We start from the raw sequence: 19210 nt of genomic DNA, 5'->3' as shown, positions 1-19210 counted from the left end.
GGCAGAAGATCCTCATGGACAACGACACCGGCATCGATGACGCCCTCGGTCTGCTCTACCTGCTCGCCTCCCCCGAGGCCGAGATCATCGGAATCGCCTCCACCGCGGGCAATGTGCCCGCGCCGCGGGTCGCGGCCAATAATCTGGCGCTGCTCGATCTCGCGCGGGCCCCGGAAATCGAAGTGACACAAGGGGCGTTGACGCCCCTGGCGGTGCCGCTGCGCACCACCGAGGACACCCACGGGCCGCAGGGGGTCGGGTACGCGGAGCTGCCGCCGAGCAAGCGGACGCTGTCGAATCGGCCGGCCGCGCAGCTGTGGGTCGACCTGGCCCGCGAGCACCCCGGCGAGATCGTCGGCCTGTGCACCGGCCCGCTCACCAATCTCGCGTTGGCACTGCGCCTGGAACCGCGACTGCCGCAACTGCTCCGGAGGCTGGTCATCATGGGCGGGGCGTTCAATCACCCGGGCAACACCACCCCCACCAACGAGTGGAACGTGCACGTGGATCCGGAGGCGGCCAAGGAGGTCTTCGACGCCTTCTCCGCCGCGCCCGCCGACCGCCGACCGATCGTGTGCGCGCTCGACATCACCGAGACCATCGAGATGAAGCCCCCACACCTGGCACTGCTGGCCGAACGGGCGGGCAGCGCGCCGGTGGAACTGGTCACCGAGGACGATCCGCCACACGCCCGCTCGAAGGCGAGCAATCCGCTGGTGCGGTTCCTCACCGACGCGGTGCGCTTCTACTTCGACTTCCACAAGCTCTACGACCAGGGCTATCTGGCGCACATGCACGACCCGTTCGCGGCGGCGGTGGCACTGGACCCGAGCCTGGCCGTCACCAAGCCCGCGACGGTCGACGTGGAGCTGACCGGCACCCTGACCCGCGCCACCACCGTGGCCGACTGGGCGGGGATGTGGGGCCGGGAACCCAACGCGGACATCGTGGTCGCGACCGGGCCCGAGGAATTCTTCGAGCGGCTGATCGGCCGCGTCGGCGATTACGCGCGGACGGTGTTCGCGGAAGGAGACACCGACCGGTGACCGGCAGAACAGACCTCGACTACGTCACCGGATTCCGCGAGCGCCTCGGACTGCCCGGAATCATCGACGTGCACACGCATTTCATGCCCGAGCAGGTGCTGCGCAAGGTGTGGACCTACTTCGACACGGCCGGACCGCTGGTGGGTCATCGTGAATGGCCGATCACCTACCGCGACGAGGAGCAGGTGCGGCTGAAGACGCTGCGCGAGTTCGGGGTCAGCGCCTTCACCTCGATGATCTATCCGCACAAACCGGACATGGCGGCCTGGCTCAACAGCTGGTCCGCCGACTTCGCCGCCCACACGCCGGACTGCCTGCACACCTCGACCTTCTATCCGGAGCCGGGCGCGCCCGAGTACGTGCGCGCGGCGCTGGAGTCCGGGACGCGAATCTTCAAGCTGCACATCCAGGTCGGTCACTACCACCCGGCCGATCCGCTGCTGGACGAGGTGTGGGGCCTGATCCAGGACGCGGGCACCCCGGTGGTCATCCACTGCGGATCCGGGCCCGCCGCCGGGGAATTCACCGGTCCCGAGCCCATCACGGCCCTGCTGCGGCGCTTCCCGCGACTACGGCTGATCATCGCGCACATGGGCGCTCCCGAATACCGCGAATTCCTCGATATCGCCCAGGCTCACGCCGGTGTCCTGCTCGACACCACGATGAACTTCACCGACTTCTTCGAGGCCGCGGACCCCTTCCCCACCGCCGAACTCCCCCGCGTCCGCGATCTCGGCGACCGGATCCTGTTCGGCAGCGACTTCCCGAACATCCCCTACCCGTACGGGCACGCGCTGTTCGCGCTGGAACGCCTGGACCTCGGCGACAACTGGCTGCGCGCGGTCTGTCACGATAACGCGGCACGCGTGTTCACTCTCGGATAACACCTCACGCCCTGGCGATATCGAGAAAGGCGGGCCGGTCATGCGGTTGGTCGCGGAAATCCTCGTCGGATTGCTCGCCGCGTTGCACGTCTACATCCTGGTCATGGAGATGTTCCTGTGGACCACGCCCCGGGTTCGCGCGAGCTTCGGCACCACCGCCGAGTTCGCCGAGGAGACCAAGGTGCTGGCCGCCAATCAGGGCCTCTACAACGGCTTTCTGGCCGCGGGCCTGATCTGGGGTCTGATCGTGTCCGATCCGGTCGGGCAGGCCGCGAAGATCTTCTTCGCGGCCTGCGTGGTGGTGGCCGGACTCTACGGCGCGGCCACCGCGAGCCGGCGGATCCTGTTCGCCCAGGCGGTGCCGGGCGCGATCACGCTGGCCGCGGTGCTGCTGGCCGGATAGCGGCTAGCCGCCGGAGACGCTGAGCGCGATCTTGGCGTTGCGGCCCGGTCGTTCGCTGGCCGCGGCCGCCTCGGCGGCCTGCTCGAGCGGGTAGGAGGTCTCGACGGGCAGATCCAGCACGCCCTTAGCGGCCAGGGTGACCAGTTCGGTGATGAGTCGGCGGCGCTCCTCGCCGCCGATCTCCTCGGCCCGCTTGGAGCCCCAGAAGCCCTTCACCACGGCCTGTTTGAAGATGATCGGGCCGGGGTCGAGCACCAACGGCTGACCGGAGAGCGCACCGAACGTGATCAGCTCGCCGCGCGGGGCCAGCACCGTGAGGAGGTCGTTGGCGGCCTTGCCGCTGACCTGGTCGACCGCGCGCACGATCGGCTCACCGCCGGTTTCCTCGGCGGCCCGCTCGACCCAGTCCGCGGACTCGGTGTCGAGCACCGGCTCGAAACCCAGCTCCCGCAAGGACTTCGCGGCGGCCTCGCTGCGCACCAGATTGAGCACATGGACGCCGCGGGCGCGGGCCAGCAGGTTCAGCAGCCGCCCGACCGCGCCGTTGGCGGCGTTGATCGTGATCCATTGCCCGGGTTCGACCTTCAGGTCCTCCAGCAGCATGAGCGCGCTCAGCGGCATGGCCAGCAGCTGGCTCGCGGTCGCGTCGGACACCCCGTCCGGCACCGGCACCACGCCGCCCGCCTTGGCGACGAAATACTCCGCCCACGCGCCCTGCACCCCCGAGACCGTCACGCGCTGACCGACTTCCAGGCCGGTGACTCCCGCGCCGAGGGCGTCGACGCTGCCGACGGCCTCGGTGCCGGGGACGGCGGGCAGCTCCGGCCGGTAGCCGTAGATGCCGCGAATGATGGCCAGGTCGTGATTGTGGATCGGGGCCAGGGTGGTCGCGACGCGCACCTCACCCGGGCCGGGTTCGGGCACCGGCCGTTCGGACGTGGTCAGCACGTCCTTCGGCTCGCCGAATGCTTCGATGATCACCGCGCGCATGGGAGCGTTCATGAGGGGTTCTCCTTCGATCGAGGGTGGGCGGCCAGGGCCGCGGTGAGCCGGTGCAGGGTCGTCCGCAGGTCGGCCAGTTCGGTGGTGGACATGCCGGAGATCTCCTCGGCCCGTCCGGGGATGTGGCAGGCGGCCGCGCGCAGGTCGCGGCCGCGGTCGGTCAGGCTGATCTCGACGCGACGTTCGTCGGTCGTGGAGCGGCGGCGGGTCACGAAGCCCGCCGTTTCGAGGCGCTTCAGCAGGGGTGAGAGCGTGCCCGAGTCCAGGTCCAGCGCCGCGCACAGATCGCTGACAGTTCGCTCGTCGCGCTGCCAGAGCGCGGCCAGGACCAGATATTGCGGATAGGTGATGCCGAGCGCGTCGAGTTTGGACCGGTACAACCCGGTCATCGCCCGCGACGCCGCGTACAGCGCGAAGCACAGCTGGTTCTCCAGTGCCTGCTCATCGGTCACCTCAACACGGTAGCCAACAATTAAATTGTGCACAATCTATCTGTCCGTCTGCTCCGTCACACCGGCAGCCCGGAGACGATGCACGGTGATAGCGATCGGGTTTGTCCGGCAAACCGCGGGAATTCGGGATACGTTGCCCTGGAACGCGTTCCAATCGAGGGACGCCGAACAGCGGGGAGTTGCAATGACGCATGAGGTAGTGAGCCGGATCGAGGAGCTGTCCGGACAGCTCGCGGCGACTGCCCCGGAAACCGAGCGGCTGGGGAAGCTCTCCGACGAGAGCGTGAAGCTGCTCCGTCAGACCGGCATCATGCGGATGCTGCAGCCGACCGAGTACGGCGGCCTGGCCGCGCACCCGCGCGACTACGCCGAGGCGGTCATGGCCGTGTCCAAGCACTGCGGCTCCACCGGGTGGGTGACCGGCGTGGTCGGCGCGCACCCGTGGGAAATGGCGCTGATGGATCGCCGGCTGCAGGACGAGGTGTGGGGCGAGAACCCCGAAGCCTGGATCGCCTCGCCCTACGCGGTGATGGGCGTCGCGAAGCAGGCCGACGGCGGGTACACGCTGAACGGGCGCTGGGCCTTCTCCTCCGGCACCGACCACTGCGACTGGATCTTCCTGGGCGCGTTGCTCGCCGACCCCGAGGGGAATCCGGTGATGCCGCCGACCGTGCTGCACGTGGTGCTGCCGCGCAAGGACTACACCATCGTCGACGACTCCTGGGACGTCATCGGGTTGCAGGGCACCGGGTCCAAGGACATCATCGTCGACGGCGCCTTCATTCCGGCCTACCGGACCATCGAGATGGAGGCGGTCGCCGAAGGCGAGCGGGCCGCCGAACGCGCGGGCCGCACCGACACCGTCTACAAGCTGCCGTTCTGGTCGATGTTCCCGCTCGGCATCACCGCCGCGGTCATCGGCATCGCCGAGGGCGCGCTCGCGGCCCACCTCGACTACCAGCGCAATCGCGTCACCGCCACGGGCACCATGATCAAGGACGACCCGATCGTGCTGTCCGCCATCTCCGAGGCCGCCGCCGACATCGCCGCCTCCCGCAGCCAGCTGCTCGACGGCATCAGCCGCCTCTACGATCTCGCCGACGAGGGCAAGCCCATCTCCTTCGAGGACCGAGCCGTGGTGCGCCGCAATCAGGTTCGCTGCGCGTGGCGGGCGGTGGCGGCGGTGGACCAGATCTTCGCGCGGTCCGGCGGCAACGCGGCGCGGCGGCAGAACGTCATGCAGCGGTTCTGGCGCGACGCGCACGTGGGATTGCAGCACGCCATCCACACGCCCGGTTCGATCTACCACTCGACGGCGTTGACCACCATGGGCCTGGAACCCGAGGGCCCGCTGCGCATGATGATCTGACATCCTCGGCGCGGTCCGATAGCTGCCAGGATGCGGCTATCGGACCGCGCGACTTTACCCATTTTCGCCCACCGCGAAACCCCTCGGCGGAGAACACGCGTGCTGATGTCAGAAAGAATCGACGTCATCGGCGGGATACTCACTGTCATGCATCGACTGACGCGTTCTCTCGTTGCCCTGATCGCCATATTTGCCGCCCTGGTGCCGGCATCCGCGCACGCCGACCCCGGCGGCGGTTCCGGCATCGTGGACGTGCGGCCGCTCGGCGGACGCCAGTACGAAGTGACCGTCTACTCCGCGGCCATGGGACGCAACATCCCGGTCTGGGTGTCGCATCCCGACGAACCGGCCCCCGCCCTGTACCTGTTGAACGCGGTCGACGGCGGTGAATCCGGCGGACCCTGGTCCAATCGCACCGACGTCGCCCAGTTCTTCGCCGACAAGCCGGTCAACGTCATCACCCCGATCGGCGGGCGCGCCAGCTTCTACACCGACTGGATCTCCGACGACCCGGCGCTGGGCCGCAACAAGTGGTCCACCTTCCTGATCCACGAACTGCCGCCGCTGCTGGAATCCCACTTCCAGATGACCGGGCGCAACGCGATCGCGGGCGCGTCGATGTCCGCGACCTCGGCGCTGAATCTCGCCATCGAAGCGCCCGGCATGTACCAGGCCGTGGGGGCCTTCAGCGGCTGCCCGCGCACCACCGACGCGATGGCCCGCAATTTCGTGCGCACCGAACTCAGCCTGTTCCGGGCGAACGCCGCCAACATGTGGGGGCCTGACAACAATCCGGCCTGGGACGCCCACGATCCGGTGATCAACGCGGACCAGCTACGCGGGGTGGCGCTCTACATCTCGGCGGGCGATGGCGCATCGGGCGTGCACGATTCCCTCGCGGATCCGAGCATCGGCGGGAACGTGGCCACGCTGGCCGATCGCATGGCGGTGGGCGGGGCCATGGAGACGGTTGTCCGCAGCTGCACGGACTCCCTGGTCAGCCGGCTCGGGGAGCTGGGGATTCCGGCGCAGGTCGCCTACCGGAACGGCACGCACGCCTGGCCGTATTGGCAGGATGACGTGCACGATTCCTGGCCGCTGATCGCCGGCGCCCTCGGGGTCTAGCCGGCGGGCGTGACAGGCCAGGTGATTTCGAGATCCTGGACCTCGAAGCCCTGCGGGAAGCGGTAGGTCCGCGGCACACCAGCCCGGCCGCCATGGCGTTCGTAGAACGCGATGGCGGCCGTATTGTCTTCCAGCACTTCCAGGTACACCGGGTGGCCGGGGAATTCGGCGGCGGCCCACTCGAATCCGTGCCGCAGGAGTCGCGTCCCGATGCCGCCACGCTTGAGGGCCGGGCTGACGTGCAGATTGTCGATCAGAACGCGACCGTCCGGTTGCGGCGCCAGATAGATGAATCCCAGCAGTTCCGAGCCGGATTCGGCGACGAAGAGGCTGCCGGGCGCGACCTCCGCGGTCAGCCGGGACAGCCACATGGCTTGGTGGTCATCGGCCAGCGCCCCGTCCAGATACGCCCCGGGCATGATCCCGACGTAGGCGGTGCGCCAACTGGCGGTGTGCAGCGTGGCGACCGCGTCCGCGTCGGAGGCGAGACCGGGGCGGATCCGGATGGTCATGGCGGTCAGGGCCGTTCGTCGAAGGCCCGCAGGATCTCCTCGGCGGCCAGCGCCGGGGTGAGGGAGCCGTCGCGGATCTGCTTCTCGACCGGGGCCTTCAACGCCTTGACGGCCGGGTTGTCGGACAGGCGGCGCAGCAGGTTGTCGTGCACCATGGTCCAGGTCCAGTCGACCTGCTGACGGCGGCGCTTCTCGGCGAACTCCCCCGCCTCGGTCAGCACCCGGCGGTGGGTGAGCACCGCGTCCCAGAACGTGTCCAGGCCGGTGCCGTTGAGGCCGGACATGGTGAGAACCGGTGGCCGCCACAGCGATTCGCGCGGATGCACGAGCCGCATGGCGCCCTGGAGTTCGCGGGCGGCGGCCTTGGCCTCGAGCTCGTGACGGCCGTCGGCCTTGTTCACGGCCACCAGGTCGGCGAGTTCGAGCACGCCCTTCTTGATGCCCTGCAGCTGGTCGCCGGTGCGGGCCAGGGTGAGGAAGCAGAAGACGTCGACCATATTGGCGACGGTGACCTCGGACTGGCCGACGCCGACGGTCTCCACCAGGATGACGTCGTAGCCCGCGGCTTCGAGAAGCACGATGGTCTCGCGGGTCGCCTTCGCGACGCCGCCGAGCGTGCCCGCGGTCGGCGAGGGCCGGATGAACGCGTCGCGCTGCACCGACAGCCGTTCCATACGGGTCTTGTCGCCCAGGATCGAGCCGCCGGTCAGGGTCGAGGACGGGTCGACGGCCAGCACCGCCACCCGATGGCCCTGGCCGATCAGGTACATGCCGAGCGCGTCGATGAACGTCGACTTGCCGACGCCCGGAACGCCGGTGATGCCCACGCGATTGGACAGCGCCTTGCCCGCGTCGGGGGTCAGCTTCAGCAGCAGCTGCTGAGCCAGTTCCCGATGGTCGCTCCGGGTGGATTCGACGAGGGTGATGGCGCGGGCCAGTCCGGCCCGCTCCCCCGCCCGCACCTGCGCGGCCAGCTGGTCGACGTCGATCACCCGGCGCGCCACCGGGGTGGCGGGCCGAACGCCGGGGCCGGGTCCGGGGACCCCGACACCGGCGGTGGTGCCGAGCCGGGGGTGGTTCTCGCCACCCCCGGTCGCGCGTGCGGCGTCGCTCATTCCGTTGCGCCGCTGCCGATCTCGTGGCCCAGCTGTGCGGCCAGCTTCCCGATCAGGTCGATCGCGGCGTCGGCGATGATGGTGCCGGGGCCGAAGATGCCCGCGGCGCCGGCGGCGTACAGCTCGTCGTAGTCACCGGGCGGGATGACGCCGCCGACGGTGACCATGATGTCGGGACGACCGACATCGGCCAGTGCCTGCCGCAGGGCGGGCACCAGCGTGAGGTGGCCTGCGGCCAGCGACGAGACGCCGACGACGTGCACGTCGTTGTCGGCCGCCTGCTGCGCCACCTCTTCGGGGGTCTGGAACAGCGGGCCCACGTCGACGTCCATGCCGAGGTCGGCGAAGGCGGTCGCGATCACCTTCTGGCCGCGGTCGTGGCCGTCCTGACCCATCTTGGCGATCAGGATGCGGGGGCGACGGCCCTCGGCTTCGGCGAACTCCTCGACCAGTTCGATGGCCTTGCTGATATTGGTCACCTTGCCCGCCTCCTCCCGGTAAACGCCGGAGAGCGTACGGATTTCGGCCTGATGGCGGCCGTAGACCTTCTCCAGGGCATCGGAGATCTCACCGACAGTGGCCTTGGCGCGGGCCGCCGCGATGGCCAGGGCCATCAGGTTGTTCTCCATGCCGCCCTCGGTCGAGGCGGCCGCGCGGGTGAGCTCGGCCAGCGCCTGCTCGACCGCGGCCGAATCACGTTCGGCGCGCAGCTTTTCCAGCTTGGCGTTCTGCTCGGCGCGCACGCGCGAGTTCTCGACCTTGAGGACCTCGATCGGGGTGTCTTCCTCGACCAGGTACTTGTTGACGCCGATCACCGGCTGCTGACCGGTGTCGATACGGGCCTGCGTACGAGCCGCGGCCTCCTCGATGCGCAGCTTCGGGATGCCCTCCGAAATCGCCTGCGCCATACCGCCGTGCGCCTCGATCTCGGCGATGTGGGCGCGGGCGCGCTCGGCCAGCTGGTGGGTCAGCCACTCCACGTAGTACGAGCCGCCCCACGGGTCGGCCGGACGGGTGGTGTTGGACTCCTGCTGGATCAGCAGCTGGGTGTTGCGGGCGATGCGGGCGGAGAAGTCGGTCGGCAGGGCCAGCGCCTCGTCGAGGGCGTTGGTGTGCAGCGACTGGGTGTGGCCCTGGGTGGCGGCCATGGCCTCCACGCAGGTGCGCGCGACGTTGTTGAACACGTCCTGCGCGGTCAGCGACCAGCCCGAGGTCTGCGAGTGGGTGCGCAGCGCGAGCGACTTCGAGTTCTTCGGCTCGAACTTGGCGACCAGCTCGTTCCAGAGCAGGCGGCCCGCACGGAGTTTCGCGACCTCCATGAAGAAGTTCATGCCGATGGCCCAGAAGAACGACAGTCGCGGCGCGAACTTGTCGACCTCCATGCCCGCGTCCAGACCGGCCTTGATGTACTCCACGCCGTCGGCGAGGGTGTAGGCCAGCTCCAGGTCGGCGGTCGCGCCGGCTTCCTGGATGTGGTAGCCGGAGATGGAGATCGAGTTGAACTTCGGCATCTTCGCGGAGGTGTAGGCGAAGATGTCGGAGATGATCCGCATCGAGGGCTTGGGCGGGTAGATGTAGGTGTTGCGGACCATGAACTCCTTCAGAATGTCGTTCTGAATGGTTCCGGCCAGCTGCTCGGGCGCGACGCCCTGCTCCTCGGCGGCGACGACGTAGAGCGCCAGGATCGGCAGCACCGCGCCGTTCATGGTCATCGACACCGAAACCTGGTCCAGCGGAATCTGATCGAACAGTTCCCGCATGTCGAGGATGGAGTCGATGGCGACACCGGCCATGCCGACGTCACCGGTGACGCGCGGGTGGTCCGAGTCGTAGCCGCGGTGGGTCGCCAGGTCGAAGGCGACCGACAGGCCCTTCTGACCCGACTGCAGGTTGCGGCGGTAGAAGGCGTTGGAGTCCGCGGCGGTGGAGAAGCCCGCGTACTGGCGGATGGTCCACGGCTGGTTCACGTACATGGTCGGGTAGGGACCGCGCACGAACGGCGCGATACCCGGCACGCTGTCCAGCGGGTAGCCCTCGGCCACGATGGCGTCCCGGTCGGCCTTGGTGAACACCGGCGGCACGTCGATGCCCTCGGGGGTCGACCAGGTGAGCTGTTCGGGCGCATAGTGATTGGCGGTCGCGGCGGTCTTGACGAACTCCTCGACCTGCGCGGCGCTGACCTCGGCGGGGGCGGTGTCGCCCTCGGTCAACGGTACTTCGGCGAAATTGCCGATCCGGTGCTTGATATCGCTCATCTCTACGCTCCCAGCTTCTCCAGCAGACCGGACAGAGCCGCCACCGCATCCATGCGCGCGGTCACGAAACCGTCGGGGCGCTGGGCGCCGGTCAGGTCCGCGACCGCCTTCTCGGGTCCGGCCAGCAGCACGGTGGTGACACCGGCCGCCCGCAATTCCTCCACCGCCGCGGCGGCGTCGGTGCCGTACCGCTTGTCCGAACCGCACAGCACCGCGATCGACGGACCGGCCTCGGTGACCGCCTCGATGCCGCCGGAGGCCAGCAGGTTGGTGGAGAAGGTGACACGAACATTGTTCTCCGACACCGGGCCCAGCGGAACCAGGCGCACCCGCGGGCGCGCGCCGTTGGCGGCCAGGTAGGCGTCGGAGCGGTTGCGCAGCGCCTCGAAGGCCGCGCCGTAGCGGGCCGAGGACTCCGTGGCGCGCGCGGCCTCCGACAGCGGCTTCTCACCCAGGTTCGGGAACTCGTTGACACCGGTGACGGCCGTCTTGCGGTGCGCCACATCGGAATCGCGCTCGGCCTTGGTCTCGCCGATGCGCTCGGCGAGCAGACCCGCCTGCAGCGCGGCCAGGTAACCGCCGGCGGCCTCGATCTCCTGCATGAACTCCCACGCCTTGGCGGCGAGCTCATCGGTGAGCGACTCCACGTACCAGGAGCCCGCGCCCGGGTCCTGCACGTGGCCGAGGCGGGATTCCTCGAGCAGCAGCAGCTGGGTGTTGCGGGCCATGCGCTCGGAGAACGCCTGCGACACCTCGAGTTCCCCGGCGGGCAGGGCGGCGTCGAAGGGCAGCACGGTGACGATGTCGGCGCCGCCGACGCCCGCGCCGAACGCGGCGAGCGTGGTGCGCAGCATGTTCACCCACGGGTCGCGCTGGCTCATCATGGCCGCGGAGGTCACGGCCTGCTGCGGCGCGTTGCCGGCGGACGGAGCGCCGCAGACGTGAGCCACGCGGGCCCAGACCTTGCGGGCGGCGCGGAACTTCGCGACCGTCTCGAACTGGTCGTCGGTGGCGGCGAAGCGGAACTCCAGCTGCCCCAGCGCATCCACGATGTCGGCGCCGGCGTCGGTGAGCGAGCGCAGGTACTCCAGGCCCGCGGCCACAGCCGCACCCAGCTCCTGCGCGTCGGAGGCGCCCGCGTTGTGGAAGGCCACGCCGCACACGGTGATCGCGCGGATGGTCTCCGGCCGGGCCACCGCCTGCTGGGCCAGCGCGACCGCGCCGTCCAGGTCGATGGCGGAGGTGCCCGCGAACAGGCTCGTCAGCGGGGTCGCGCCCAGCGAGACGCGGATGTCGGCACGGTTCGGCACCGTGGTCGCGTTGGCCGCGGCGTACGCGTCGAGCACCGAGAACAGCTGGGCGGCGGCCTCATTGGCGGCCGGACCGGCGTCCAGGGTGAGCGGGGCCAGCTCGAACAGCAGGCCCTTCAGCGCGGTGGCCACGCCCTCGACCGGGACGCCACGCTCGGCGACGCCCAGCTGCACGGCGCTCACACCGTTGTCCAGCGCGAAGAGGATGTCGGCGTTGACGGCCTTCGCGTCCGCACCGGCGAACTTCTGGCTCACGAACCAGCCGCGGTGCACGTCGCGGGTGGCGTCGCCACCGCGCACGAAGGGGAACTGCCCGGGCAGCGGCTGCTCGGGCAGTTCGTCGCGGCGCGTGTAGAGCGGGTTGACCGTGAGACCGTCATAGGTCGTGACCGCGAGCAGCTTCTCCGGCTCGTCCGGCAGTTCGCTCGCATCCACCCTGCGGGCCTTCGCCAGCACCCCGGCGACACCCTTGCGCCAGGCGGCATACTCGGGCACCGGATCGGTGTCCGAGTCGGAAGCAATCGGCATAGCTGCTGTTCCTTCTTCCACTCCCTGACCGCGGTGCCCGTTGGGCCGGCATACGCGCAGATCAACGGTCACTTTGGTTAACGAGCATTCCTCGTCTTTCCCCTGATGCTAGCGGCACCCCCGTGATTGCCGTCTCCGGAGTCTCGCTACCAGCGGGTAACCTGGCGCGGTGCCAACAACCGTGAGCTCCCCGCTCGAGCGCGTATCCGGGCTGCTCAGCCGCCTGCGCCAACCCCGCACCCTGGCCTTGCTGATCGGCTGCGGACTACTCTTCGCGCTCGCGGCCTTCGCGCCGCATCCGGCACCCCAGCAGATCCGGCAGTGGGCCGACTCGGTCGGGCCCATGCTGCCGCTGGTGTTCTTCGCGGTGCACACACTCGTGTGCGTCGCCCCGTTCCCTCGAACGATTTTCACGCTCAGCGCGGGGATGCTGTTCGGGTCGGCCGAGGGGCTGACGCTCGCCATCACCGCCACCACCCTGAGCGCGGTGCTGGCATTGTGGCTGGTGCGCGCGCTCGATCACGAGCGAGTTCGCGCCCGGCTCACCCATCCGACGGTGCAGGCGGTGGACGCCCGGCTCGCGCGGCGGGGCTGGCTGGCGATCGGCTCGTTGCGGCTCATCGCCTTCGCGCCGTTCTCGATCGTGAACTATTGCGCGGCACTGTCTTCCATCCGGTTCACGCCCTACCTCGCCGCAACCTTCCTCGGCATCATCCCCGGCACGGTGGGGACCGTGCTGCTCGGCGACGCGCTGACCAATCGGACCTCCCCCGCCCAGATCATCGTGACCGTCGCCTGCCTGGCCGTGGGTGTGATCGGCCTGGTCGTGGATGCCCGCACGACGGTCGGCCAGGCAGACCCGACCGGCGTGGGTCGCTGACCCGGGGACCGGTCAGTCTGGGGTTGCGGCCCGGTCGGATACGAGGTGGGTGTCCAGGTACTGCCGGACCATGGTGGTCAGGGCGGCCAGGCGCATGGCATCCAGTTCCGGCTGCGGGAAGGTGCCGGTGTGGATGGCGAAGCCGTCGAAACAGAACACCACGATCGAGCCCAGGGCCAGGTTCTGTTCGGGGGTGAGTCCGCGGGTGGCGGGCAGGCCGCCGCCGGAGAGCAGGGCCACGGCGTACTCGTCGCGGACCACCGAGAGGTGTTCGCGCAGTTGCTCATCGGTGCGGGCCGCGATGGTCAGCTCCAGCCACACCGTATTGATCGGGTCGCGGGCGGCATCGAGCCAGATCGCCAGCACCGCGTCGACGTCGCGCGGATCGGGCAGCTCGGCGACGTTCGCGCCGAAACGCTCGATCTGGCGGCGGCCGACCTCACCCGCGGCGGCGGCCACCAGGTCGAACAACGAGTCGAACCGGCCGAACAGTCCGCCGTGCGAGACGCCGGCGCGGCGGCACACCTCGTTGACCGTGAGCTTGGAGTAGCCCTTCTCGACGATCGCCCGAATGGTGGCCTCGATCAGCGCCTCTCGCGTCTCGGCGCGCCGCTGGGCCTGAGTCCGCCGTACGGCCGTCACGACACTCTCCTCCGGGCTCAGCTCATAACCGATCAACCGATCGTTTTCCTGCGACCACGCTACCAACCTGCCCCCACCTGCTCACAGTCCACCGGCCACCGGCGTGATCCGCGCGAGGACGGTGGGGTCCCCTCCTCCCCACCGTCCTCGCGCCTTCCATGGTCGGCCGCCGCGCCTGCCCCGGGCAGCCTGCCGATACCACTGATCAACGTGGTGCCTGCACCACCTCGCGGGCAAGGGGCACACCGGGATTGGCGCGTGCGGATCCGCGTCGGCGTGATCGGGTCGCGCGGTACCCGTGCGCGGGGGCCACGGTCGGAGGATCCTTGGACACTGTGAGTAGTACAGCGGTCACGGTTGTGGTGGCCGAGGACTCGATGCTGATCCGCGACGGGGTACTGCGGGTACTGGCCACCGACGAAAGCATCGAAGTGGTCGGCACCGCCACCGATTTCGACGCCACCGCCGCACTGGTGCACCGGCACCAACCCGATGTACTGATCACCGATATCCGCATGCCGCCCACCGGGACCGACGAGGGGATCCGGCTGGCCCGGCAGCTGCGCGCCACCGGGCGGCGCACCGGCGTCATCGCCCTGTCCCACTACGCCGAACCCCGGTACGCGACCGGGCTGCTCGATGGCGGGTCCGCCGGGCGCGGGTACCTGCTCAAGGAGCACATCGCGCATGTCGACCAGCTGCTGAGCGCGGTGCACGTGGTCGCGGGCGGCGGATCGGTGCTGGACCCGGTGATCGTGCAGACGCTGTTGTCGCGCCGCCGCGAAGACGAACTGGTCGGCCGCCTCACCGCCCGGGAACGGCAGGTGCTCGCCGAGATCGCGGGCGGCGGCAGCAATCGGGTGGTGGCGCAGCGGCTTTCGCTGTCGCAACGCGCGGTCGAGAAGCACATCAACTCGATCTTCGCGAAGTTCGGACTCACCTCCGATCCCACCCTGGACCAGCGGGTCACCGCGGTGCTGCTGTACCTGGCCGCGCACCCCGGGTAGGGGTGCCTGCACCCTTTCCCGAGGCCCGGTCCGCGTCGCACCATGACATTCATGACCGAGCCGGAGCACACATGACCGAGCAGGTGCTGGTGTGGATCGTCGACGACGGGCCCGCTTTCCGGCGCGCGGCCGCGGCGATGGTGGCCGCGAGCGCCGGGTTCGTGCTGGCGGGCGAGGCCGACAGCGGCGAGGCGGCCCTCGAACTGACCCGCGGCGCGGGCGCCGGCCTGGTGCTGATGGACATCCACATGCCCGGCATGGGCGGCATCGAGGCCACCCGGCGGCTGCGGCGGGCGCATCCCGGTGTGGCGGTGCTGCTCATGTCGACCTATGACACATCCGATCTCCCCCACGAGGTATACCGGTGCGGCGCAGCAGGTTACGTACACAAGGAGACGCTGAGCCCGCAGTTGTTGCGCAGCATCTGGAGCGGGCTCACACCGCCCTGAACACCGGCGGGTCGAACGCGGGTGGCGGCGTGGACTCCGACGGCACCGACGTTCTGGCCCGGATCCGGTTGCGGCAGCTCATCGTCGCACTGCTGATCGCGAACGGCGTGCTGCTCGGACTGACCGTGGCCGTGGCGATCGGGCGGCCGACGATCTGGGTGTTCGCGATGCTGGCGCTGCTCGTCGTCGAATGCGTGGTCTTCTCGGTGGCGCTGCGGATCGCGGCGCGGGGCGCGTTCGAAATGGCCATCGCCACGCTCTCCGTGTGCATCTGGACCGGAGCGCTGGCCGCGTCGTGGCTGTCGCCGTTCACCCTGCCCTTGCATGTGGTAGCCGCGATCATCCCGGCCATCAGCGCGATCCCGTACGTGCAGCGCCGCCGCCTGCTGCTGTACTGCCTCGCGACCCTGGCCACCACCTTCGGGTGCGCGGCGCTCGCGCTGCCGGTGGTCGCCTCGGTCGTCGCGCCGATGGTCGCCAAATACCTTGCCACCATCGGGTTTCCGGCCGTGACCGTGCCGATCCTGCTGGTGGTCTGGCACACCGCGGCCACCCTGGGCGATATGGCGGTGATCGCGCGCCGCAATGCCGACGCGCTGCGCTCCTCGCAGCGGCTGCTCGCCGAACGCGCCGACCAGCTCACGTCCTCCCGCGCCCGCCTGGTGGCGGCCACCGATGCCGAACGGCGGCGGCTGGAACAGGATCTGCACGACGGGGCGCAGCAACAGCTGGTCGCGGTGGCGATCACGCTGCAGCTGGCCCGCCAGACCGTGACCACCGATCCGGTCGCCGGCGTCGGATTGATCGGGGAGGCAGGCGAACTGCTGCAAACCGCCATCGCCGAGATCCGCCGCCTCGCCCAGGGCATCTACCCGCCGCTGCTGGCCCGCGAAGGTCTGCCGGGCGCTCTCCCCGCCGCGGCCGCCCGCTCCCCCATTCCCGTGCGGGTGCGCGCCGACCGGATCGGGCGGTATCGGCCGGACATCGAGACAGCGCTCTACTACTGCTGTCTGGAAGCGTTGCAGAACAGCGCCAAACACGGCGGGCCCACCGCCACCGTCACCATCGCCGCACACCAGAGCGACACCGGCCTGGTGGTCACCGTCACCGACACCGGCCGCGGGTTCGACCCCGATCGCACCACCGACGGCACCGGGCTGACGAACATGCGCGACCGGCTCGCGGTCATCGGCGGCAGCATGCGCGTCGACTCCCGCCCCGGCACGGGCACCCGGCTCACCGCGACGGTTCCCACCCGGCCGCTGGCGGAGCCGGTTTCAGAATCACGCTGATCCTGGCGCTGTTCGCCGCGACGCCACCTCGACAGGATCGGGCCGGACGGTTTCGGTCTCGCACCGGCACCGCAGGCCCACCCGTCGGACAGAGAGGCGCACCCACGTGAGTCCCCACCACGTGCCCGGAACACCCGCATGATCAGTATCGGCGCGACCCGATCCACGACCGCCTCCGCAGACCGGACCCGAATCACCCTGCCCGCCGGACCGATTCGCGGTCTCGCCGTGCGCGCGGCGTCCCTGGCCGGATTCCTGGCCCTGTGGTGGGCCGTCACCGCCGCGAAACTCGTCGACCCGCAATTCCTGCCGGGCCCGCACGCTGTGTGGGACGCCTTCGTGCGCGCCAACAGCTGGCATCAGCTCGCGCCCGGCGTCCCCCGCGAGGTGCCCGGCGAGCAGAACTACTTCCTGTGGGAACACCTGCTGGCCAGCCTGCAACGCATCGCCGCGGGCGCGGGCGCGGCCGTGATCCTCGGTCCGATAGCCGGATTCGCGCTCGGCACGTCGCGGACCCTGGCCACAATCGTCGGGCCCTACCTCAACTTCGTGCGAACCCTGCCGCCGCTGGGCTATATCGGGCTGCTCATCGTCTGGTTCGGTATCGGCGACACCGCCAAGATCTGGCTGTTGTTCCTGGCCGCCTTCCCACCCATCGTGATCGCGACCATGGCGGGCGTGCACCAGGTTTCGGCCGACCGGATCAATGCCGCGCGCTCGCTGGGGGCCAACCGATTGCAGGTCGTCACCCGGGTGCTGGTGCCCGCCACCCTGCCCGAGCTCATCGGCGGGATCCGGGTCGCGGTCGGATTCGCCTGGACCACCGTGGTCGCGGCGGAGCTGAACAACGGCATCCCGGGTATCGGCGGGCTCGCCTTCCTGGCCGGCCAGCAGCTCAATACCCCGCTGACCATGGCCTGCATCATCGTCATCGGTCTCACCGCGCTCACGCTCGACGCGGTCATCAGTCGGATCGGCACGCTGGTCGTGCCGTGGAAAGGCCAAGCATGAAACGCGTTGTCGCGGCCCTGGCAGTCGCCGGGCTGCTCACCGTCTCCCTGACCGCGTGCGTCCAGTCCGGGCGCACCGATCAGTCGCGCGGCGGCGGGGAGAAGGTGGCGTGCCCGGTGGCGGTGGACGAAACCTTCACCGGCACGGTGCGACTCGGCTACCAGGAGATCCCCAACGGGGACCTGATCGTCAAGGACGCGGGACTGCTCGAGACCTGCCTACCCAAGGCGACCATCACGTGGAGCAAGTTCGCCTCCGGCGCGACTGTCATCCAGGCGTTCGGGTCGAACTCCTTGGATCTGGGTCTGCTCGGCAGCGCGGCAGCCGCCCGAGCCCTGTCCGCGCCGCTGAACATCGGCATGAAGGCGGTGTGGATCCACGACGTGATCGGCGCGGCCGAATCGCTCGTCGTGAAGGACCCGGCCATCACCTCGGTGGCGGGCCTGCGCGGGAAGAAGGTCGCGGTGCCGTTCGCCAGCACCTCGCACTACAGCCTGCTCGCGGCGCTCACCGCCGCCGGGGTCGAGCGCGACGTGACGCTGGTGAACATGCAGCCCGATGCCATCGCCGCGGCCTGGCGTGGCGGCGATATCGACGCGGCGTTCGTCTGGGAGCCGACGCTGTCGGAGCTGGTGAAGAACGGGCATGTGGTCACCACCGCCGCCGACACCGCCAAAGCCGGCAAACCCACCTACGACCTGGCGGGCGCGCGCAGCGAGTTCGTGACGGCCAACCCGCGCTTCCTGGACGTGTGGACCGCGGCGCAGAACTGGGCGGTCACGCTCATCAATACGTCGCCCGACAGCGCCGCCGCCCGTATCGCCGCGCAACTCGGCGTTCCGGTCGCCGACATCCGCAAGCAGCTCGGCGAATACGGCTACCTCGACGCCACGACGCAGGCCGGTCCGGCCTACCTGGGCAAGCAGCTGGGCGCGGACCTGAAGGCCTCGGCCGAGTTCCTGTTGAGCCAGGGCGAGATCCAGGGCCTGGCGGCGCCGGAGGCGTACGCAGGAGCGGTCTACGCGGCGGCGGCAACCAAGGTCAGCACGAAATGACGACGGCACTCGACCAGCGCGACCGGGTGGTGCTGACGGAGGTCTCCAAGACCTACGACACCCCGACCGGCAGCACCGTCGCGCTGTCCCCCACCGATCTGGTCATCGAGCCCGGCGAGTTCGTGAGCATCGTCGGGCCGTCCGGTTGCGGCAAGACCACGCTGCTGCAACTGCTCGGCGGGTTCCTCGAACCCAGCACCGGCACCCTGCTGGTCGGCCAGGACCGCGTCGACGGGCCGAGCCCGGAACGCGGCGTCGTCTTCCAGTCGCCCACCCTGTACCCGTGGCTCAGCGTCCGCGGCAATGTCGAGTTCGGCCCGAAGTGCCGTGGCGTGGACAAGAAGGCGCGCCGGGTCGCGGCGGATCGGCTGCTCGAGCTGGTCGGGCTCGGTGACGTCGGCGGCAAGCGGCCCTACGAGCTGTCCGGCGGGATGCAGCAGCGGGCGCAGATCGCGCGGGTGCTGGCCAACGATCCGCGCATCATCCTCATGGACGAACCGTTCGGCGCGCTGGATCAACTGACCCGCGAGCGGTTGCAGGTGGAGTTGCTGCGACTGTGGCGCGAAGCCGGGAAAACCATTGTGTTCGTGACCCATTCGGTGGAGGAAGCGGTGTTCCTGTCCACCCGGGTCCTGGTCATGAGCGCCCGGCCGGGGCGCGTCATCGTGGACCGGGCCATCACCCTGCCCGGCGACGACAAGCACGGTGTCCGGGAGTTAGCTGTCACCGCGAAGCCCGAATTCCAGGCCCTCGAGATCGAATTGGCGCAGGCGATCTACGAAGCCCATGCGTGATTGCATGAAATACGACAATGGCTCGTGCCGCATCGTTGCGGCACGAGCCATTGTGAATTCCGTCTGAGCGGAACGCCTA

General features: G+C 69.6%; 19 protein-coding genes. 12 read left to right on the top strand and 7 right to left on the bottom strand.

Going from position 1 to position 19210, the window contains the following annotated elements:
- Positions 1 to 14 precede the first annotated feature (14 nt).
- From ACFRAQ_RS14320 to ACFRAQ_RS14310, 3 genes are read left to right on the top strand one after another with little or no spacing between them, the layout of a single operon-like run.
- Positions 15 to 1046 (top strand): nucleoside hydrolase, encoded by a 1032-nt coding sequence (locus ACFRAQ_RS14320; RefSeq protein WP_379100263.1) that lies wholly within the window; start codon positions 15 to 17, stop codon positions 1044 to 1046.
- Complete coding sequence (locus ACFRAQ_RS14315; protein ID WP_379099015.1) at positions 1043 to 1930, top strand: amidohydrolase family protein; 888 nt, start codon at positions 1043 to 1045, stop codon at positions 1928 to 1930. The genes ACFRAQ_RS14320 and ACFRAQ_RS14315 overlap by 4 nt, the downstream gene beginning before the upstream one ends.
- A gap of 40 nt (positions 1931 to 1970) precedes the next feature.
- Positions 1971 to 2333: a DUF1304 domain-containing protein gene (locus ACFRAQ_RS14310; RefSeq protein ID WP_379099012.1), complete on the top strand. Its 363-nt coding sequence runs from the start codon at positions 1971 to 1973 to the stop codon at positions 2331 to 2333.
- A 3-nt stretch (positions 2334 to 2336) separates the two neighbouring features.
- On the opposite strand, the gene ACFRAQ_RS14305 is transcribed toward ACFRAQ_RS14310, so the two are convergent.
- Both ACFRAQ_RS14305 and ACFRAQ_RS14300 read right to left on the bottom strand, forming a co-directional pair.
- Positions 2337 to 3335 carry a zinc-binding dehydrogenase gene (locus tag ACFRAQ_RS14305; RefSeq protein ID WP_379099009.1) on the bottom strand — a complete coding sequence of 333 codons (999 nt, stop codon included), beginning with the start codon at positions 3333 to 3335 and terminating at the stop codon, positions 2337 to 2339.
- Positions 3332 to 3787: a MarR family winged helix-turn-helix transcriptional regulator gene (locus tag ACFRAQ_RS14300; RefSeq protein ID WP_379099006.1), complete on the bottom strand. Its 456-nt coding sequence runs from the start codon at positions 3785 to 3787 to the stop codon at positions 3332 to 3334. The genes ACFRAQ_RS14305 and ACFRAQ_RS14300 overlap by 4 nt, the downstream gene beginning before the upstream one ends.
- A 184-nt stretch (positions 3788 to 3971) precedes the next feature.
- Between ACFRAQ_RS14300 and ACFRAQ_RS14295 the strand changes: the two genes are divergently transcribed.
- Positions 3972 to 5156 carry an acyl-CoA dehydrogenase family protein gene (locus ACFRAQ_RS14295; RefSeq protein ID WP_379099003.1) on the top strand — a complete coding sequence of 395 codons (1185 nt, stop codon included), beginning with the start codon at positions 3972 to 3974 and terminating at the stop codon, positions 5154 to 5156.
- Between the two features lie 147 nt (positions 5157 to 5303).
- Positions 5304 to 6281 carry an alpha/beta hydrolase gene (locus ACFRAQ_RS14290; RefSeq protein WP_379099000.1) on the top strand — a complete coding sequence of 326 codons (978 nt, stop codon included), beginning with the start codon at positions 5304 to 5306 and terminating at the stop codon, positions 6279 to 6281.
- Here ACFRAQ_RS14290 and ACFRAQ_RS14285 read toward each other — a convergent pair.
- From ACFRAQ_RS14285 to ACFRAQ_RS14270, 4 genes are all read right to left on the bottom strand, one after another.
- A complete protein-coding gene (locus ACFRAQ_RS14285; protein ID WP_379098997.1) occupies positions 6278 to 6793 on the bottom strand; it encodes a GNAT family N-acetyltransferase in 516 nt (171 codons plus the stop codon). The two genes, ACFRAQ_RS14290 and ACFRAQ_RS14285, sit on opposite strands and share 4 nt — an antisense overlap.
- A gap of 5 nt (positions 6794 to 6798) precedes the next feature.
- Positions 6799 to 7797, bottom strand: a complete 999-nt coding sequence (gene meaB, locus ACFRAQ_RS14280; RefSeq protein WP_379100261.1) for a methylmalonyl Co-A mutase-associated GTPase MeaB — start codon at positions 7795 to 7797, stop codon at positions 6799 to 6801.
- 107 nt (positions 7798 to 7904) lie between these two features.
- Positions 7905 to 10163 carry a methylmalonyl-CoA mutase gene (gene scpA / locus ACFRAQ_RS14275; RefSeq protein ID WP_357082223.1) on the bottom strand — a complete coding sequence of 753 codons (2259 nt, stop codon included), beginning with the start codon at positions 10161 to 10163 and terminating at the stop codon, positions 7905 to 7907.
- A gap of 2 nt (positions 10164 to 10165) precedes the next feature.
- On the bottom strand, positions 10166 to 12001 hold the full coding sequence (locus tag ACFRAQ_RS14270; protein ID WP_379098994.1) for a methylmalonyl-CoA mutase family protein: 1836 nt from the start codon (positions 11999 to 12001) through the stop codon (positions 10166 to 10168).
- 169 nt (positions 12002 to 12170) lie between these two features.
- Here ACFRAQ_RS14270 and ACFRAQ_RS14265 point away from each other — a divergent pair, with 169 nt between their 5' ends.
- Positions 12171 to 12881, top strand: a complete 711-nt coding sequence (locus ACFRAQ_RS14265) for a TVP38/TMEM64 family protein (RefSeq protein ID WP_379098991.1) — start codon at positions 12171 to 12173, stop codon at positions 12879 to 12881.
- A gap of 12 nt (positions 12882 to 12893) precedes the next feature.
- Here ACFRAQ_RS14265 and ACFRAQ_RS14260 read toward each other — a convergent pair whose 3' ends face one another.
- On the bottom strand, positions 12894 to 13523 hold the full coding sequence (locus ACFRAQ_RS14260; RefSeq protein ID WP_379098988.1) for a TetR/AcrR family transcriptional regulator: 630 nt from the start codon (positions 13521 to 13523) through the stop codon (positions 12894 to 12896).
- A gap of 335 nt (positions 13524 to 13858) precedes the next feature.
- Between ACFRAQ_RS14260 and ACFRAQ_RS14255 the strand changes: the two genes are divergently transcribed.
- From ACFRAQ_RS14255 to ACFRAQ_RS14230, 6 genes are all read left to right on the top strand, one after another.
- Positions 13859 to 14530 (top strand): response regulator, encoded by a 672-nt coding sequence (locus ACFRAQ_RS14255; RefSeq protein ID WP_379098985.1) that lies wholly within the window; start codon positions 13859 to 13861, stop codon positions 14528 to 14530.
- Between the two features lie 71 nt (positions 14531 to 14601).
- On the top strand, positions 14602 to 14979 hold the full coding sequence (locus ACFRAQ_RS14250; RefSeq protein WP_379098982.1) for a response regulator transcription factor: 378 nt from the start codon (positions 14602 to 14604) through the stop codon (positions 14977 to 14979).
- A gap of 29 nt (positions 14980 to 15008) precedes the next feature.
- Positions 15009 to 16271 (top strand): sensor histidine kinase, encoded by a 1263-nt coding sequence (locus ACFRAQ_RS14245; RefSeq protein WP_379098979.1) that lies wholly within the window; start codon positions 15009 to 15011, stop codon positions 16269 to 16271.
- A gap of 138 nt (positions 16272 to 16409) precedes the next feature.
- Positions 16410 to 17282 carry an ABC transporter permease gene (locus tag ACFRAQ_RS14240; RefSeq protein WP_379098976.1) on the top strand — a complete coding sequence of 291 codons (873 nt, stop codon included), beginning with the start codon at positions 16410 to 16412 and terminating at the stop codon, positions 17280 to 17282.
- Positions 17279 to 18337: a glycine betaine ABC transporter substrate-binding protein gene (locus tag ACFRAQ_RS14235; protein WP_379098972.1), complete on the top strand. Its 1059-nt coding sequence runs from the start codon at positions 17279 to 17281 to the stop codon at positions 18335 to 18337. The genes ACFRAQ_RS14240 and ACFRAQ_RS14235 overlap by 4 nt, the downstream gene beginning before the upstream one ends.
- Positions 18334 to 19131, top strand: a complete 798-nt coding sequence (locus ACFRAQ_RS14230) for an ABC transporter ATP-binding protein (protein WP_379098969.1) — start codon at positions 18334 to 18336, stop codon at positions 19129 to 19131. The genes ACFRAQ_RS14235 and ACFRAQ_RS14230 overlap by 4 nt, the downstream gene beginning before the upstream one ends.
- Positions 19132 to 19210 lie beyond the last annotated feature (79 nt).

Origin of the sequence: Nocardia sp. NPDC056611, from assembly GCF_042792755.1 — a bacterium.
Lineage (GTDB): Bacteria > Actinomycetota > Actinomycetes > Mycobacteriales > Mycobacteriaceae > Nocardia.
The sequence above is the reverse complement of the archived record's forward strand: the minus strand, read 5'-3'. Positions and strand labels throughout refer to the sequence as shown.

Bases quoted from the DNA above. Each gene is read 5' to 3' on its own strand.
- scpA (WP_357082223.1), bottom strand. From the start codon at position 10,163: ATGAGCGATATCAAGCACCGGATCGGCAATTTCGCCGAAGTACCGTTG.
- ACFRAQ_RS14285 (WP_379098997.1), bottom strand. From the start codon at position 6,793: ATGACCATCCGGATCCGCCCCGGTCTCGCCTCCGACGCGGACGCGGTC.
- ACFRAQ_RS14235 (WP_379098972.1), top strand. From the start codon at position 17,279: ATGAAACGCGTTGTCGCGGCCCTGGCAGTCGCCGGGCTGCTCACCGTC.
- ACFRAQ_RS14295 (WP_379099003.1), top strand. From the start codon at position 3,972: ATGACGCATGAGGTAGTGAGCCGGATCGAGGAGCTGTCCGGACAGCTC.
- ACFRAQ_RS14270 (WP_379098994.1), bottom strand. From the start codon at position 12,001: ATGCCGATTGCTTCCGACTCGGACACCGATCCGGTGCCCGAGTATGCC.
- ACFRAQ_RS14290 (WP_379099000.1), top strand. From the start codon at position 5,304: ATGCATCGACTGACGCGTTCTCTCGTTGCCCTGATCGCCATATTTGCC.
- ACFRAQ_RS14305 (WP_379099009.1), bottom strand. From the start codon at position 3,335: ATGAACGCTCCCATGCGCGCGGTGATCATCGAAGCATTCGGCGAGCCG.
- ACFRAQ_RS14250 (WP_379098982.1), top strand. From the start codon at position 14,602: ATGACCGAGCAGGTGCTGGTGTGGATCGTCGACGACGGGCCCGCTTTC.
- ACFRAQ_RS14310 (WP_379099012.1), top strand. From the start codon at position 1,971: ATGCGGTTGGTCGCGGAAATCCTCGTCGGATTGCTCGCCGCGTTGCAC.
- ACFRAQ_RS14240 (WP_379098976.1), top strand. From the start codon at position 16,410: ATGATCAGTATCGGCGCGACCCGATCCACGACCGCCTCCGCAGACCGG.
- ACFRAQ_RS14320 (WP_379100263.1), top strand. From the start codon at position 15: ATGGACAACGACACCGGCATCGATGACGCCCTCGGTCTGCTCTACCTG.
- ACFRAQ_RS14230 (WP_379098969.1), top strand. From the start codon at position 18,334: ATGACGACGGCACTCGACCAGCGCGACCGGGTGGTGCTGACGGAGGTC.